The 15,065-nt window shown below is 61.9% G+C and carries 11 protein-coding genes; 5 read left to right on the top strand and 6 right to left on the bottom strand.

Translation table 11 applies throughout. The features are described 5' to 3' along the window. The first annotated feature begins 90 nt into the window (after positions 1 to 90). Both fumC and ABZ728_RS15385 read left to right on the top strand, forming a co-directional pair. Positions 91 to 1,494 (top strand): class II fumarate hydratase, encoded by a 1,404-nt coding sequence (gene fumC / locus ABZ728_RS15390; RefSeq protein WP_366657112.1) that lies wholly within the window; start codon positions 91 to 93, stop codon positions 1,492 to 1,494. A 71-nt stretch (positions 1,495 to 1,565) separates the two neighbouring features. Beyond that, entirely contained in the window at positions 1,566 to 1,829 is a 264-nt protein-coding gene (locus ABZ728_RS15385; RefSeq protein ID WP_366657111.1) for a ribbon-helix-helix domain-containing protein, read from the top strand. Positions 1,830 to 1,856: 27 nt separating this feature from the next. On the opposite strand, the gene ABZ728_RS15380 is transcribed toward ABZ728_RS15385, so the two are convergent. The 3 genes from ABZ728_RS15380 to ABZ728_RS15370 are packed head-to-tail and all read right to left on the bottom strand — an operon-like array spanning position 1,857 to position 5,346. Continuing rightward, on the bottom strand, positions 1,857 to 2,744 hold the full coding sequence (locus ABZ728_RS15380) for an EamA family transporter (RefSeq protein ID WP_366657110.1): 888 nt from the start codon (positions 2,742 to 2,744) through the stop codon (positions 1,857 to 1,859). Next, positions 2,741 to 4,582, bottom strand: coding sequence for an ATP-binding cassette domain-containing protein (locus ABZ728_RS15375; protein ID WP_366657109.1), 1,842 nt, complete (start codon positions 4,580 to 4,582; stop codon positions 2,741 to 2,743). Before ABZ728_RS15375 ends, ABZ728_RS15380 begins: the two co-directional genes overlap by 4 nt. Before the next feature lie 14 nt (positions 4,583 to 4,596). Further along, positions 4,597 to 5,346, bottom strand: coding sequence for a TerB family tellurite resistance protein (locus tag ABZ728_RS15370; protein ID WP_366657108.1), 750 nt, complete (start codon positions 5,344 to 5,346; stop codon positions 4,597 to 4,599). A gap of 275 nt (positions 5,347 to 5,621) precedes the next feature. On the opposite strand from ABZ728_RS15370, the gene ABZ728_RS15365 reads away from it, so the two are divergent. Together ABZ728_RS15365 and ABZ728_RS15360 are read left to right on the top strand one after the other, a co-directional pair. After that, a complete protein-coding gene (locus ABZ728_RS15365; RefSeq protein ID WP_366657107.1) occupies positions 5,622 to 7,028 on the top strand; it encodes an FAD-linked oxidase C-terminal domain-containing protein in 1,407 nt (468 codons plus the stop codon). 179 nt (positions 7,029 to 7,207) lie between these two features. Then, positions 7,208 to 9,058: an EAL domain-containing protein gene (locus ABZ728_RS15360; RefSeq protein ID WP_366657106.1), complete on the top strand. Its 1,851-nt coding sequence runs from the start codon at positions 7,208 to 7,210 to the stop codon at positions 9,056 to 9,058. Between the two features lie 97 nt (positions 9,059 to 9,155). On the opposite strand, the gene phaZ is transcribed toward ABZ728_RS15360, so the two are convergent. From phaZ to ABZ728_RS15345, 3 genes are all read right to left on the bottom strand, one after another. Beyond that, entirely contained in the window at positions 9,156 to 10,376 is a 1,221-nt protein-coding gene (gene phaZ / locus ABZ728_RS15355; RefSeq protein WP_366657105.1) for a polyhydroxyalkanoate depolymerase, read from the bottom strand. Between the two features lie 442 nt (positions 10,377 to 10,818). After that, positions 10,819 to 11,199, bottom strand: a complete 381-nt coding sequence (locus tag ABZ728_RS15350; protein WP_366657104.1) for a DUF1491 family protein — start codon at positions 11,197 to 11,199, stop codon at positions 10,819 to 10,821. Further along, the gene (locus tag ABZ728_RS15345) at positions 11,196 to 11,447 is read right to left on the bottom strand and encodes a DUF4169 family protein (RefSeq protein WP_366657103.1); all 252 of its coding nucleotides are present in this window, start codon (positions 11,445 to 11,447) and stop codon (positions 11,196 to 11,198) included. The genes ABZ728_RS15350 and ABZ728_RS15345 overlap by 4 nt, the downstream gene beginning before the upstream one ends. 205 nt (positions 11,448 to 11,652) lie before the next feature. Between ABZ728_RS15345 and ABZ728_RS15340 the strand changes: the two genes are divergently transcribed. Continuing rightward, on the top strand, positions 11,653 to 14,949 hold the full coding sequence (locus ABZ728_RS15340; RefSeq protein WP_366657102.1) for an AsmA family protein: 3,297 nt from the start codon (positions 11,653 to 11,655) through the stop codon (positions 14,947 to 14,949). Positions 14,950 to 15,065 lie beyond the last annotated feature (116 nt).

Raw genomic sequence — 15,065 nt, 5'->3', positions numbered from 1 at the left:
CGAACGACCCGTGGATACACATGGGTACGAAAACTCCTGTCAGGTCGCCGGCACCCTTCGCCGGGACACACTACCGAAAGCGAGGCACCCATGGCCGATCAGCCGAACACCCGAATCGAGACCGATAGTATCGGTGAAATGGCCGTTCCCGCCGACCGCTACTGGGGTGCCCAGACCCAGCGATCGCTGCAGAATTTCCGGATTGGCGGCGAGCGGATGCCGCCGGCGCTGGTCCGCGCGCTCGGCATCCAGAAAAAGGCCGCCGCTCTGGTCAATATGGAAATGGGCGCCCTGGACAAGACAATCGGCAACGCGATGGTCGCCGCCGCCGACGAGGTGATCGACGGCACGCTCGCCGACCATTTCCCGCTGGTCGTCTGGCAGACCGGTTCCGGCACCCAGACGAACATGAATGCCAACGAAGTGATCTCGAACCGGGCGATCGAGATTCTCGGCGGCACGATGGGCACCAAATCGCCGGTTCATCCCAATGACCATTGCAATATGGGGCAGTCGTCCAACGACACCTTTCCGTCTGTCATGCACATCGCGGCGGTCGAGGAACTGAAGAATCTTCTGCTGCCCGCATTGCGGCATCTGCACGAAGCACTGGACGCCAAGGCGCGCGCTTTTGATGACATCGTCAAGATCGGCCGAACCCATCTTCAGGACGCAACGCCGCTGACCCTGGGTCAGGAATTTTCCGGCTATTCGACACAGGTGCGATACGCGATCGATCGCGCCGAAACCACCCTGCCCCGGCTGCTCATGCTGGCCCAGGGCGGCACGGCCGTCGGCACCGGACTGAACAGCAAGGCCGGCTTCGATCAGGCCTTTGCCGCAAAGGTCGCCGAGATCACCGGCTCGCCGTTCGTCACGGCCGAAAACAAGTTCGAGGCCCTGGCCGCCCATGACGCCGTGGTCGAATGCTCCGGCGCCATGAATACGATCGCCACGAGCTTCATGAAGATCGCCAATGACATCCGGCTGCTGGGTTCGGGCCCGCGCTGCGGCATTGGCGAGTTGATCCTGCCAGCCAACGAGCCGGGCTCGTCGATCATGCCCGGCAAGGTCAACCCGACCCAGTCCGAGGCCCTGACGATGGTTTGCACCCAGGTCATGGGGAACCACGTTTCGGTGACCGTCGCCGGGTCGCAAGGCCATTTCGAGCTGAACGTCTTCAAGCCGGTGATGATCTACAACCTGCTGCAATCGATCCGCCTGCTGGCCGACGGCGCGAACAGCTTCGCCGACAACTGCGTCGCCGGCATCGAGGCCAACAAGGAAAGGATCGATCAGTTATTGCACGAAAGCCTGATGCTCGTGACGGCACTGAACCCGCATATCGGCTATGATAACTCTGCCAAAGTAGCCAAAAAGGCCTATGCCGAAAGCATCACCCTGCGCGCGGCATGCGAGGCTCTGGGCTTGCTGAGTGGCGTGGATTTCGATCGGCTGGTGCGTCCGGAGAACATGGTCGGCCCGACACCATGACCCCCGACACCATGACCCCCGACACCATGACCGGCGCCGTGACCGATCGCCGCTAGTTTTCCTGCCGCGCCATGAGCCTTACCAAACGGTCGGTCGTCGTCGGCGGCCACAGAACGAGCGTTTCGCTGGAGCCTGCGTTCTGGGAGGCTCTGGCGCGCATGGCGGCACGCCGCGGAGTCTCCGTCAACATGCTGGTGACGGAGATCGACCGCGACCGGGCAACGCCAGGCGATCAGTCTGAAGCGGCAGACCCGAAAACGACTGGGCTTTCCAGCGCCATCAGGGTCGCCGTGCTGGAATGGGCGATGGCGGAACGCTCCGGACTATCGTCCTGACCGCTGCACCGGCTTTGCGCTGCCGGATCAGACGGGTGGGGCCCTGCGCGACCGCACCCAGTCGAAAAAGCGCATGGCGACGCCGGTAATGATCGCGACCCCGGCGATCGTCGTCCCGCCTCCGACCACGACATTCCAGGTCAGGACTTCGCCCAGGAACATCAGCCCTGACATCACCCCGAAAACCGGCACCAACAGGGTGAACGGGATGGCCTGACTGACTTCGTATTTGCGCAGCAGCCAGTACCAGAGCGAATAACATACAACGACGACGAGCACCGCCTGATAGGCAATCGACGCCCACACCCGCCAATCCGCAGCCGTGATCGCCTCCCACTGACCGGATTCGACCATGAGCGAGGTGAACAGAAGCTGCGGCGTGGCGAATAACGCCATCCAGGCGTTCAACTGGAATCCGTTGACGTTCGACAGACGTTTCATCTGCATCGTCGCCACGGCCCACATAAAGGCGGCGCCGACAATCATCAGAACGGCGGAAAGGTCGGACTGCGCCTGCGGAGCGCCGGCCAGGATGACGACCCCGACGGCGGCGATAACCATGCCGACGACCCGCGCCGTCGTGACCGGTTCGCGATACAAAAGGGCGCCGAGGGCTGCGGCAATCGGGACCTGAACCTGAATGGTGATCGCGGCCACCGACGCATCGACCCGGCTGAGGCCGGTGAACATCAGGGCGAAATGGGCCGACCCCAATGTCACGGACAACAGGAAAATGTCCTTCATGTGCTCGGTCGGTATCCGCGTTATTGGCAGCAGCAGTGCCGCCACGACGGCGAAGCGCAGACCGATCATGAAGATCGGCGGTATCTGTTCCAGAGCGACCTTTGAAACTGCGAAATTGAAGCCCCACACGGCCATGATCAGCAGTACGATCAGAAGGTCTCTCGCCTTCACGATTTACCCATTTCTTCCACTGCCATAGCCAGTTCGAGCCATCTGTTTTCCGCGTCATCCAGTTCTTCGCGGGCGGCCGTTATTCTCGCCGTATCCCGATTGAAACCAGCGGCATCCCGGCGGAAATAATCGGCGTCGGCGAGCCGGGCCTCAAGCTCGGCGATTTCGCCCTGAAGCACGTCGATACGGGCCGGAAGCTGTTCCAGCGCCCGCTGATCCTTGTAGCTCAGTTTTGTCGGGGCCGATTTCGGTTTGGGCGCCTGATCTCGCGCCTTGCCCGCCCCCTTCCGCGTGGCGGGCTTTGGACCCTCGGCTTCGCCGTCGATGGCACGTTTTCGCGCAGCATAGTCAGAATACCCGCCAGCATACTCCACGATCTCGCCATTGCCCTCGACCGCGATCGTCGACGTGACCATCCGGTCCAGAAAATCCCGGTCATGGCTGATCAGGATCAACGTACCCGCAAAGTCGGACAGAACGTCCTGAAGGACATCCAGCGTCTCCATGTCGAGGTCGTTCGTCGGTTCGTCCATGACCATCAGGTTCGACGGCCGCGCGAACTGTGCCGCCAGAAGCAGGCGGTTGCGCTCGCCGCCGGACAGGCTCGAAACCGGACTGTCCAGGCGCGACGGCTCGAACAGGAAGTCGCGGGCATAGCTGGCGATATGGCGCGGCTTGTCACCAACGAAGATCGTGTCGCCACCCTGGGGCAGCAGCGTGTCGCGAATGGTGGCGCTGGTCGAAAGCGTGGAGCGGGTCTGGTCGAAATAGGCGATCTTCACGCCGGTGCCCAGGCGCACGCGCCCCGAGTCGGGCGGGACCCGGCCGATCAGCATCTGGATCAGGGTCGTCTTGCCGGCACCGTTCGGACCGATGACACCGACCCGGTCGCCACGGACCATGCGGGTCGAAAAACCATCAGCGACCACGACCCGCCCTTCCGGCCCGTCGAAAGCTTTGCAGATGTTCTCGGCCTCAAGCACCATGGTGCCGCCGCGATCGGCCTCGGCGGCATCGAAACTCGCGCGGCCCGGCGCGGAAACACGGTCCTGTCTGGCGGCGCGCATGTCGTGCAGTGCCCGGACACGGCCCATATTGCGCTTTCGACGCGCGGTCAGCCCCTCGCGCAGCCAGCGCGTTTCCTCGGCGATTTTGCGGTCGAGACGCTCGGCCTCGCGCGCCTCGTCCTCAAGTACCTTCTCTACCCAGTCATCAAACGCCTTGAACGATATGGAGGCCGTTCGCAGCGTGCCGCGATCCAGCCAGTGAACCGTGTTGACCACGGCGTCCAGAAAGGCCCGATCGTGGCTGATGGTCAGGATGGCGCCGTTAAACCCGGCCATCAGCCCTTCCAGCCATTCGATGGTCGGCAGATCGAGATGGTTCGTCGGTTCGTCCAGCAGCAGAACATCAGGCTCGGCGGCAAGGATGGCAGCCAGTGCCACACGCCGTTTGCCGCCGCCTGACAGTGTGGCAGGGTCCGTCTCCGGGCCCAGCCCTACCTTGGCTATCAGCGCATCGGCACGGTGGAGATCCATGCGCCGGTCCGCCGGCAGACCGGCGGCGACGGCGTCGCGCACGGTTTCGAACCCGGCCAGGTCGGGCTCCTGCTCAAGATAGGCGATCGCGGTGCCGGGCTGCACCCATACCGTCCCGGCATCGGGCTCGATCCGGCTGGCGAGCAGTTTAAGCAGAGTCGATTTGCCGGACCCGTTGCGTCCCACGAGCGCGGCACGCTCGCCCCGGCGGATGGTCAGGTCCAGACCGGTGAACAACGGTTTCGGGCCGAAGCGAATCTCCGCGCCCTGGAGGGTCAAAAGCGGTGGTTGCGTACTCATTTGTGCCCGTAGTCCTATCTTAATCCGCGGTCTTTTGCGATACGATCATAGGCCGCATTGATCACCGCCATTCGCTGAGCGCCCGTTCTTATCAAGTCGGCTTCCAGACCTTCGGCCGAAAGCCGGTCCGGATGATGTGCCTTGACCAGTTCGCGATACCGCCGCTTGATTTGTTCGGGTTCAGATGTCCGTTTGACGCCAAGCACTTGATATGGATCGGTTTCGTCCGGTCCCATTTCCGCGGCGCGTATCGTTTCAAAAGTTTCGTCGTCGATGGCAAAGATTCTGGCGACATCGGAAAGAAACGCGACCTCAGCCCCGGTGATCTTTCCATCGGCCTTGGCGATGTGAAAAAGGCATAGCAGCAATTCCTGGAGCACATTCGGCCGATCGGCGAACAATCCGGCCAGTTGGCGCGCATAGGGCTCATAGCCAGCTGAATCCTGACGGGCATGGTTGAACACGCGGCCGACATTCTCCTCTTCTTCCGGCGGAATGCGGAAAACCTGCCGGAAGGCGGTCACCTCGTCGCGTGTCACCCGGCCGTCGGCCTTTGCCATCTTGGCGCCGAGCGCGATCGCCCCGATCGTGAACGCGATCGATTTCGTCCGGTCGCGATCGCCCTTTGACAGCGAAACCAGACCGAAATCGCTGTCACTCAGGATATCCATGCCCGCACCGAGAACAACGCCGATAAGGGCGCCAATCGGGCCCCCGATCGCCAACCCCGCGGCTCCACCGAGAATCTTGCCCCACACTGACATTCAGCACACTCTCCCACGCCGCCCGCGCGCACCGGCCACGATAGCGGTTCTCCTATCGATTCCACCGTCTCGATACACCAATTGCGGACACGACCGCACGTCCTGCTTTCACGGCCGTTCAATTGAATTGCCATGGTGAATACCATACTCTACCGAGCGAATGGCCAACCGGCGCTCACTGTTCGAACCCGCATCCGACGCCCATCGGCCTTCCCTTTATCCTTCCTACCCTTCTCACCCGTACCGTTATTCGATCCAAAGGACACGACCGCAAGATGGTGGCAGCGACATCCGAGAACCCGCAGCGGCGCCGGGCGCCAACATCTCTCCTGCGCGATCTGCAGGAGCGATTCGGCGATCGCTTTTCCGTCAGCGCCGCCATTCTGGACCGGCACGGCCAGGATGAAAGCTACCATGCCGGCATGGCACCGGATGCCGTGGTGTTCGCCCGGTCCACCGAAGACGTCGCCGACATCGTGCGTCTTTGTGCCACCACCGATACACCCATCATCCCGTTTGGTACCGGCACGTCGCTGGAAGGCGGAATCGCAGCGCTCCAGGGGGGTGTCTCTGTCGACCTGTCGATGATGAACGACGTGATCGAGGTCAACGTTCCCGACCTCGATTGCCGCGTTCAAGCGGGGGTAACCCGCAAACAGGTCAATACACATCTTCGTGACACGGGTCTGTTCTTTCCCATTGATCCCGGCGCCGACGCCTCGCTGGGCGGGATGGCCGCGACCCGCGCGTCGGGCACCAATGCCGTGCGCTATGGGACAATGAAAGACAACGTCCTGGGGCTGACGGCCGTCATGGCGGATGGCCGCATCATCAGAACCGGAGGCCGGGCGCGGAAATCAGCAGCCGGATACGACCTGACGCGGCTCCTCGTCGGTTCGGAGGGAACGCTGGGAATCATCACCGAACTCACCCTGCGCCTGCAGGGAATACCGGAAGCCGTTTCGGCCGCTGTATGTCCCTTCCCCTCGATCGCCGATGCCGTCAACGCCGTCATCGTCACGATTCAGGCCGGCATCCCGGTCGCGCGGATCGAGTTCCTGGACGACGTCCAGATGGGAGCGGTGAATGCGTTTTCCAAGCTCGACTATGCCGTTGCGCCGACACTGTTCTTCGAATTTCACGGCACAGAGGCATCGGTCGTCGAGCAGGTGGAAACGGTCAAGCAGATCGCCGCCGATCATGGCGGTCACGAATTTCGCTGGGCAACCCGGCAGGAAGACCGTTCGAAGCTGTGGCAGGCCCGGCACGACGCCTATTACGCGGCGGTCTCGTTGCGTCCCGGCGCCAAGGGTATGGCGACCGACGTATGCGTTCCGATCTCCCGTCTGGCCGACTGCATGGTCGAAACCAAGGCCGACAACGATGCCGCTGGCGTACTGGCGCCGATGGTGGGCCATGTCGGCGACGGGAATTTCCACCTGAGCTATGTCATTGACCCGACATCACCTCAGGAAATCGAAGCCGCTTCCGCCCTTCACGAACGGCTCGTTCTGCGGGCCCTGGCAATGGGCGGAACCTGCACCGGCGAGCACGGTGTCGGCTATGGCAAGATATCCTTTGTCGAGCGGGAGCACGGCGACGCCGTTGCCGTCATGCGCCAGATCAAGGATGCTTTGGACCCGAAAGGTATTCTGAATCCAGGCAAGGTGATCAGAATGTAAATTAAATGTTAACTTACGATTTAAAAGCAATTAGCGTATGATTTTCAAAAAATTTTGTTAATCGACAAACATTATATTTTCGTCGCGCACCGGATTATACTATACTCGGTACGGGGGAGCTTTGGGCATAGATGCTCAGCTATGGTAGCTCCCCATCATCCGGTAAGACTGGTGACGGAATGGAGTCGGACAAAAACGAATACCCGGTCGCCGGGCGCGACGAGTCCGCAGATGCAGACTGTACCGCCTCGGGCGGAGCGTCGGCAAAGCGCGGACTGGATGGCGTGGCACGGCTGCTGGCGGGGTTTTTCGTCAAGAAACCGGCATCAGCCGACCCATCCATGGGTCGAACGGATCCGCTGGTCGATGCCATCGGTCTTGGCAAGCCGGTTACCAAACCGGGACCGAACCAGATCGTTTTCTACACCCATCCCGAAGACCGCAACAGGGTATCGGCGATAATCAGCGACGCAGCAGCGATGCGTACGGCCTGCCGGGTCACGTTCAGAACCGACCCGGCCCATGGGCCGCAACGGTGGCTGACGACGGTGACCAATCCGGTATTCGACGGTGACCGCGTTGCGTGGGAAATCGTCAGCCGCGACGTGACGCACAGCAAGGAAGCCGAACGTCCGGATGACAGCACGCTTTGCCGTGATCCGCTTACCGGTCTCGTCAACCGTCAGGTATTCATCGACCTGCTGGCGACGATGATCGCGCGCCCGGATGATCCGGATCAAGTCCATTCCACCTCGATCTGCAAGTCGCTCCACCTTATCGATCTCGACGATTTCCGCGACGTCAACCAGGCTCTGGGATACGATGCCGGCGACGATATAATTCGCATGCTGGGATCGCGCCTGTCGGATACGACCGGCGAGTTCGGCGTCGTCGCCCGTCTGGGCGATGATGAATTCGCTGTCATCATTGACCACGATCGCCACCCCCGCGACGGCGAAAACGACGATGCTTCGGTTCGCCATTGGGCGGAGCGACTGGGCGCGGCTATTGCCAGGCCGGTGGATCATGCCGTCGGAAGCTGGGTGGTCTGGGGCACGCAGGGTGTCTCCGTCCTGAGCGGCCAGCCGGGCGCGCCTCGGGGCGCCGAGCTGGAAGCCGCGCGTCGTCTGATGGCGAACGCACAGTCAGCGCTGCATTTTTCCAAACGCGAGAAACGCCGCACATTCGCCATCTATTCCGAAAGCCTGATGGCCGTCTCGAAGCAACGGCTGGTCGTTCGGCAGGCGATGGAAACGGCACTTGAGAACGCGGAGTTCGAACTCTACTACCAGCCAAAGATCGATATGCGCGATGGCAGCATCATCGGTGCAGAGGCTTTGCTGCGGTGGTTCAGCCCCGAAATCGGCCGCCAGATGCCCGGTTTTTTCATCCCGATCGCCGAGACGACGGGCATGATCATTCCGATCGGCCGATGGCTGCTGGCAGAGGCTTGCCGCTGCCGGGCCGAATGGGGCGACCGGCTGGGCTCTGACGCACCCATCGCCGTCAACGTCTCCGGCATCCAACTGCGCGACCCGCAATTCGTCGAGACCGTGCGGGCGGCACTGGAGTCGTCGGGTCTGAAGCCGCATCAGCTGGAACTTGAATTGACCGAAGGGGTGCTGATCGTCGCCTCCGGCGCGGCCCATGATATCGTGGAGCGACTGCGGGGGCTGGGCGTCCGGGTTGTCATCGACGATTTCGGTACCGGCTATTCGTCTTTCGGATACCTGCGCGATCTGACGGTGGACGGGCTCAAGATCGACCGCAGATTCGTCCAGTCGATCCGCACCGACCGTGTCAGCATGGCCATCACCAAGGCCATTCTGTCCGTCGGCAGTTCTCTGGATCTGGACGTGATTGCAGAAGGCGTCGAAACGGCAGCCGAACGGCGATCCTTGCTTGAGGCCGGTTGCATCGCCGCTCAGGGCTATCTCTTCAGCCCACCGATCACACGAGAGGCGTTTCTCGGGATGCTCGATTCCGGCCTTCCCCATGGCGCGACAGAGATGCGCGCCGTTACATCCTGAGCCGTGATATCCTGATTGGTGCCGGCCGGATCAGACCAGGCTGACCGGACCGGGCGCGCCGCGCAGCAGACCTGCGCGGCCATCTGAGTGCCGCCCTCTATTCGGAATGACGATAGATGAAATCTTTCAGCCGGGGATAGATCAACTCGCGCCAGCGCCGGCCGTTGAAGATGCCGTAATGACCGACACCTTCCTGAAGTATGTTCTCGCGCTGGTCCGATGACAGTCCGCTGCACATGTCGTGAGCTGCCAGGGTCTGGCCCGGCGCGCTGATGTCGTCGAATTCACCCTCGATGGTGCACAGCGCCGTGTCGGTGATCACCGAAGGTACAACCGGCTCGCCACGCCACGTCATCGTCCCCCTGGGCAATTTGTATTCCTGGAAAATCTCGGACAGGGTCTCAAGATAGAATTCGGCCGGGATATCCATGACGGCAAGATATTCGTCGTAGAACGCCCGGTGGGCCTCGACGCTGTCGCCGTCACCTTTGATCAGATTCTCGTACATCTTGAGATGCGCGTTGACATGCCGGGACGCATTCATCGAGATGAAGGCGCTCAACTGAAGGAATCCCGGATAGACCCGACGGCGCCGTCCCTCGTAATGCCGGGGTACGTCGTATACCGCGGCGCGCTCGAACCAGTCCAGGGTATGACTCTGCGCCAGATCGGTGACGCCAGTCGGCGCTGCGCGAGGGTCGACCGGCCCCCCCATCAAGGTCATGGTCCGTGGCTGTGCGCTTTCACCCCGCGCGGCCATCAGCGCCGTCGCTGCCAGAACCAGCGGGGCCGGCTGGCATACCGCGAGGACATGCGTTCCCGAGCCCAGCGTCCGCATATAATCCATGACATAGTCGATATAAACTTCGAGGCCGAAGCGGCCGCTTTCCAACGGTACGTCGCGGGCATCCTTCCAGTCCGTCACATAGACGTCGTGATCTTCCAGCAACTTCGTTACCGTTCCGCGCAGCAGAGTCGCGAAGTGACCCGACATGGGCGCGACGACGAGGATCGTCGGCACCGCATCCGTCCGGTCGGTTCGGAAATGCACCAGATCGCAGAATTCACGTGTGCGAACGATATCCTGAGTGACCGCGAGTTTCCGGCCCCGAACCTCGACGGAGTCGATCCCCCAAACCGGCTTTTCGCGCCGCTCGGTAATGTGGGTAAGGACATCCGCGCCCGCAGCCATTGCCTGGCCGGGCCATGTGTAGGAGGCCGGCACGAAGGGGTTGTTCAGGACATTCTTCGTCGCATGGGCCATCATACGTACAGGTGTAAAAAACGCATGATTGGCGTCGTGGAAATCGTAAAGCATATGCCCCTCTCGTTAAGACGATCACGCAGTTCCGAACGTCCAACCGACGCGATACCCCTCCCCCAATACCATCGGGGGATCGAAAATTCTTTCCTCTTTTCGTCAAGACCTCGTAAACGAAACGCAAAATTCGGAAAAACCGCCATCCCGGGAATGGGCCGAACCCAGTGAAATGTCTTCTTCGGACACAGCACGCCCGGACAGGACATAAAGGAGGCCGAATCTGTTCGTGGACCGCATTAATGTGCGTCCGGCGGCAGGAAAGCGCCTTGCGCGACCGCCGCCCGCAATCGGCTGCGGCTTCGCGCTTATTCGCGGTGCCGCATGTCCCGCGGCGTTAATTTTGGGTTCGTGAGGCCGAATCTCAAGACATTTTCAACAAACACTCTGCTGCGCACCGGAATACTGAACGCAAAAGTCTCAATACCCTCATTTTTCGCTATTATATTATATTCCCCTCGAATGGATTCGTTCCGTCAGCCGTCTCGATTTCAACGACCCAGAGATCCGGATCACGATTGACTGCCCGTTCGATATAGCTGTCAGCTTCCGATTCCGGCATGAACGCCCCCTGTTGGGCACCGAACCAGGCCATCCGGCCGTCCGGATCGCGCGTCTGGGTGAAAACCCGGCATTCCGGACCGGGTCCTGTTTCTGTTCCGGGGCCAAAACCCGCTTGCCGATCGAACTTGGTCAGCTTCAGAACCACGAGGCCGCCGCCGGGGTCACCCTTGCGAACAACGGCGACATCGATCCCTTCGGCCATGAACCGGCGTACATGGGCCATGACAAACAAATGAGTCGGTAGCCGATCGTCACTCATGCCCCGGATGCCGGTTCGTTGTCATCGACATCCGCCCCGGTCCTGGCGTGCCCGTCCAGCCGCCCGTCCAGCCGCCCGTCCAGCCGATGGCCGTCCAATCGGCGGTTGTCGAGTCCCCGTCCCTTTTCGACTGTTTCTTTTTCGGCCCTGGTCCGGCCGTGAATAATCCGGTTTTGTTGCGCGCGATCGTCCTTGTCCCGTCGTTTGCGCTCCTTGCGCGCCTGTCGAAGATTGATAACCGACGTCATGGCGTGTACCCGTTGTTGGCGTAAAGCGTCCGGACGCTCGAAACGGTGCTGCAATGGAAACCCGGCGGAGAAACAGCATTCTTGCACGTTTCGTTAACCATCAGTCTGCACCTTTCAGTCACAGTCCGGGCCGCGTCGGCCCGGTAATCGGGCAGCATGCAACTCCAATGCCGGACATCGGCGAACGCACGCGGATCGATCGCCAGTGAAAAAAGCGCTTCTCATCCTGGGGCTGTTCATCGTCGGTGTGGTGATCGCCGCCCTCGTCGCGCCGAGTTTCGTGAATTGGAACACCTATCGCGATCGTCTGGCAACACAAGCTTCGGCAATGCTGAATCGCGAGGTCACAATCGGTGGCGATCTGGAATTCCGCATTCTTCCCTTTCCTACATTGTCGGTCGGTGACGTGTCGGTCGCAAACGACCGCGATGGCGAATACCGGAACATGCTTTCGATGCGGGACATGGATATCCGCATGTCACTGATGCCGATATTACGGGGCAACGTGCAGATCGATCGGATGATCCTCGTCGAACCCGTCATCGCCTTCGAACGCATGCCGGACGAGACATTCAACTGGTCGGTACTCGCGGCCGGACAGGGGTTGCGTGACGCCGTATCCCTTGACCGGGTGACGATCGAGAACGGCACCTTGCACTGGCGGGACCATATCGACGGAGCCGGAGGCTCATTCGGGTCGATATTCGGCCAGATTTCGGCAGAAAGCCTGAATGGCCCGTTCACCGCCATCGGCAGTCTCGATGCCGGTGGCCTGTCGATCGCCCTCGACAGCAGGATGGGGCGGATCGGCGCAGACGGGACGGCATCGCTCGACGCTGGTCTGGGCCTCGACGGCGCCTCGATCGATGCAACTCTGAACGGCCTCGTCCATTGGCGCCAGCCGCGGGTCGATCTGGAGTTCACCGCCACCGGCGGCGACTTTTCCACCCTGATCCGACGCGTCGTGGAGGGGGGCAACTGGTCTTCCGATGACGCCGGTTCCATTCCGGACGGCGTCATGCCGGACCGGCCGTTCTCGCTCACGGGCCGCCTGCAGGGTTCACCCGATGGTGTCGGGCTTCAGGACGCATCATTCACGATCGACGATACGCGGATCAGGGGGTCGGTGACCTATGACACCGCGATCGATCCCCGAATCGATGTTGCATTGGCAACCAGCCGGATCAATCTGGATGCTCTGGACATCGCGCCCCGTGCGCAGACGATTTCACGTCTGATCGACGCAGTGGCGGCGCTGGGATCCGACACCGGGCGCAACGCACCCATGGTTACACTCGATCTCTCCGCCGAAGCCGTCACCTACCGTGACGCCCTGATACGCCAGTTCCGCTTCGATGGTGTGGCGGCGGACGGCGTGCTGGCGATCAACAGTCTGCGAACGGATTTGCCTGGCACAACGGACATATCTCTCGTCGGCACCCTGCGGGAAGAGAACGAGAGGCCCTTTGCCGATCTCACGCTCGACGGCCGCTCCATCGATCTGCGCCGGCTCCTTTCGTGGCTTGAGGTCGACCTCGGCGACCTTCCCTCCGACAGGCTGCGCCGGACCGCCGGATCCATGACGCTCAGGGGCTGGCGGGACCACATCACACTGACCGATATCGACGTCACCGTCGACACCAGCACCGTACGCGGATCGCTGGACATTCGGGCTCCCTCCTCCGGCGCCTCCGGGCCCGGAGCCGACCCCGGACCCGACAACTTGCCAGGGAACGAAGGGGCAACGATGCCCATGTTGACGGCAGACCTGTTCGTCGACCGGCTCGATCTGGACGCCTATGGCCTGACCTCGATGGCGGCGCGTATCCTTCAGGAACGAATTGCCGTGGACTGGGACGGCGACATCGGCAACCAGATCGTTGCCGAGCTGTCGAACGGACTTGGCGCAAGCAATGTCTCCGTCCTGTTGTCAGCCGATCACATCGTGCTCGGTGGGCACCAGATGGGCGGTGTCGAAATCGATGCCTCCATTGCCGACGGCGGGATGACGGTTCGGCGAGCCGTCATCGACGAGATCAACGATGGATCGGTCGCTATCTCGGGTTCGGTGGATGAACTGCGCCCGCTTGCCGGTCTTGACGTATTGTTCAATCTGGAAACCGGGGCGCCGGGCCCGTTCTGGACCGACGCCGCCATTGCCCTGTTCGATGCAGAGCCGGACCTTGCCCGCCGCCTGACGACAGACGGTGTCCTTGCCGGCCATGTCCGCGGCGACGCATCGGCCATGGAGATCGCCCTCGACGCCCGTCTCGCCGAGGTCTCCGCTTCCCTTCGGGGGCTGATCTCCGATCCGCTGGCGCTGAAACTGTCACCGACAGACGTCGCCGAGGGTTCGTCGCCGACATCGTTCGACCTTTCGCTGCGTGCCGACCATCAGGACTACGCGGCTCTGCTGCGTTTGCTGGGACAAGACGGAGCAGCGGAGTTCATTGCCGACGGGCGGGAGGCTGTTGTGTATGCCGATGTGATCGGCACGCCCCACGAAGTCGAGATTGCCGACATTCAGGCCGATCTGGCGGGCTTGGCGGTCAATGGCGACGGTCGCCTGTCGATCGCATCAGGCCAGGCGCCGCAAATCGAAATCGCGCTGGCGACATCCGACATCGACGCCGACATCTATCTGCCGATCATTGCCGCCGTCACCCGACGCACAGTCGATGGTAGAAATCTCCCCTGGTCGGCGACCGTCGAAATCGAATCCAGCCGCTGGGCATCGGAAGCCGCCGATATTTCGGTTACGGCTCCGGCCGCGCGTCTGGAATTCGCACAAGGGGCGGTGACCGTCGACCGGTTGACCGGCTCGGTCTTCGGCGGTGACCTTTCGCTGGCCGCTGGCATCGGCCCGAGTGGGGCGACAGCCGAGGGCGCCCCGGAAGACGCTCGACAGGCTTGGATGGAGGGATCGCTGACCGGAATATCCGTCGGATCGGCGCTACGCCCCCTCCTGGGCGTGAGAGCGCTTGAGGGCGAGGCAGATCTCGCGCTCTCGGTCCACGGCAACCGGGACGGCCAGAGCCGCCAGAGCTTCAGCCCCGAAAGTTTCGACGGTTCCGCGACGGTCAGATGGCGCGACGGTGGTATCAGGGGCATGAACATCGCGGCAATCGATGCCGCATTGGCCGACCGGGTCGGGCCGGTTGCCTTTCTCGAACGCCTCCAGAGCGCGACCGACCGAGGGAGCACGTCATTCGAGGATGCCACCCTGACCATCGGCATGACCAATGGCGTTCTGACATTCGACGATGTAGAACTTGAGTCGCCAGCAGCCCACGCAACCATGCGAGGAACATTCGACCTGTCGCGCTGGCATCTCGACCTGACGACTGATTTCGTATTTTCCGATCGACCCGGTGCCCCACCGCTTTCGATCCGGATCGCCGGGTCGCCGGAATCGCCAACCCGGCAGTTGCAGACCGGCGCGCTCCAGGCGTTTGTCGCGCAGCAGACAGCCGACGCAATCGGGCGCAGCATCAATCCCTGACGAACTGGACTTGACTCGGTGCAATTGGCGGGCCGGCTTGATTGGGGGGCGTTGCCCGCCAAGCGTCGGCAGATCGACATACTGGAGTTGCCACACTGAACCAGTGCGCACACGCA

The sequence above is a fragment of the Fodinicurvata sp. EGI_FJ10296 genome, from assembly GCF_040712075.1.
Lineage (GTDB): Bacteria > Pseudomonadota > Alphaproteobacteria > DSM-16000 > Inquilinaceae > JBFCVL01.
This window is presented reverse-complemented; position numbering and strand designations above follow the sequence as displayed.

Bases quoted from the DNA above. Each gene is read 5' to 3' on its own strand.
- ABZ728_RS15350 (WP_366657104.1), bottom strand. From the start codon at position 11,199: ATGAGTGACGATCGGCTACCGACTCATTTGTTTGTCATGGCCCATGTA.
- ABZ728_RS15370 (WP_366657108.1), bottom strand. From the start codon at position 5,346: ATGTCAGTGTGGGGCAAGATTCTCGGTGGAGCCGCGGGGTTGGCGATC.
- phaZ (WP_366657105.1), bottom strand. From the start codon at position 10,376: ATGCTTTACGATTTCCACGACGCCAATCATGCGTTTTTTACACCTGTA.
- ABZ728_RS15375 (WP_366657109.1), bottom strand. From the start codon at position 4,582: ATGAGTACGCAACCACCGCTTTTGACCCTCCAGGGCGCGGAGATTCGC.
- ABZ728_RS15385 (WP_366657111.1), top strand. From the start codon at position 1,566: ATGAGCCTTACCAAACGGTCGGTCGTCGTCGGCGGCCACAGAACGAGC.
- fumC (WP_366657112.1), top strand. From the start codon at position 91: ATGGCCGATCAGCCGAACACCCGAATCGAGACCGATAGTATCGGTGAA.
- ABZ728_RS15360 (WP_366657106.1), top strand. From the start codon at position 7,208: ATGGAGTCGGACAAAAACGAATACCCGGTCGCCGGGCGCGACGAGTCC.
- ABZ728_RS15345 (WP_366657103.1), bottom strand. From the start codon at position 11,447: ATGACGTCGGTTATCAATCTTCGACAGGCGCGCAAGGAGCGCAAACGA.
- ABZ728_RS15365 (WP_366657107.1), top strand. From the start codon at position 5,622: ATGGTGGCAGCGACATCCGAGAACCCGCAGCGGCGCCGGGCGCCAACA.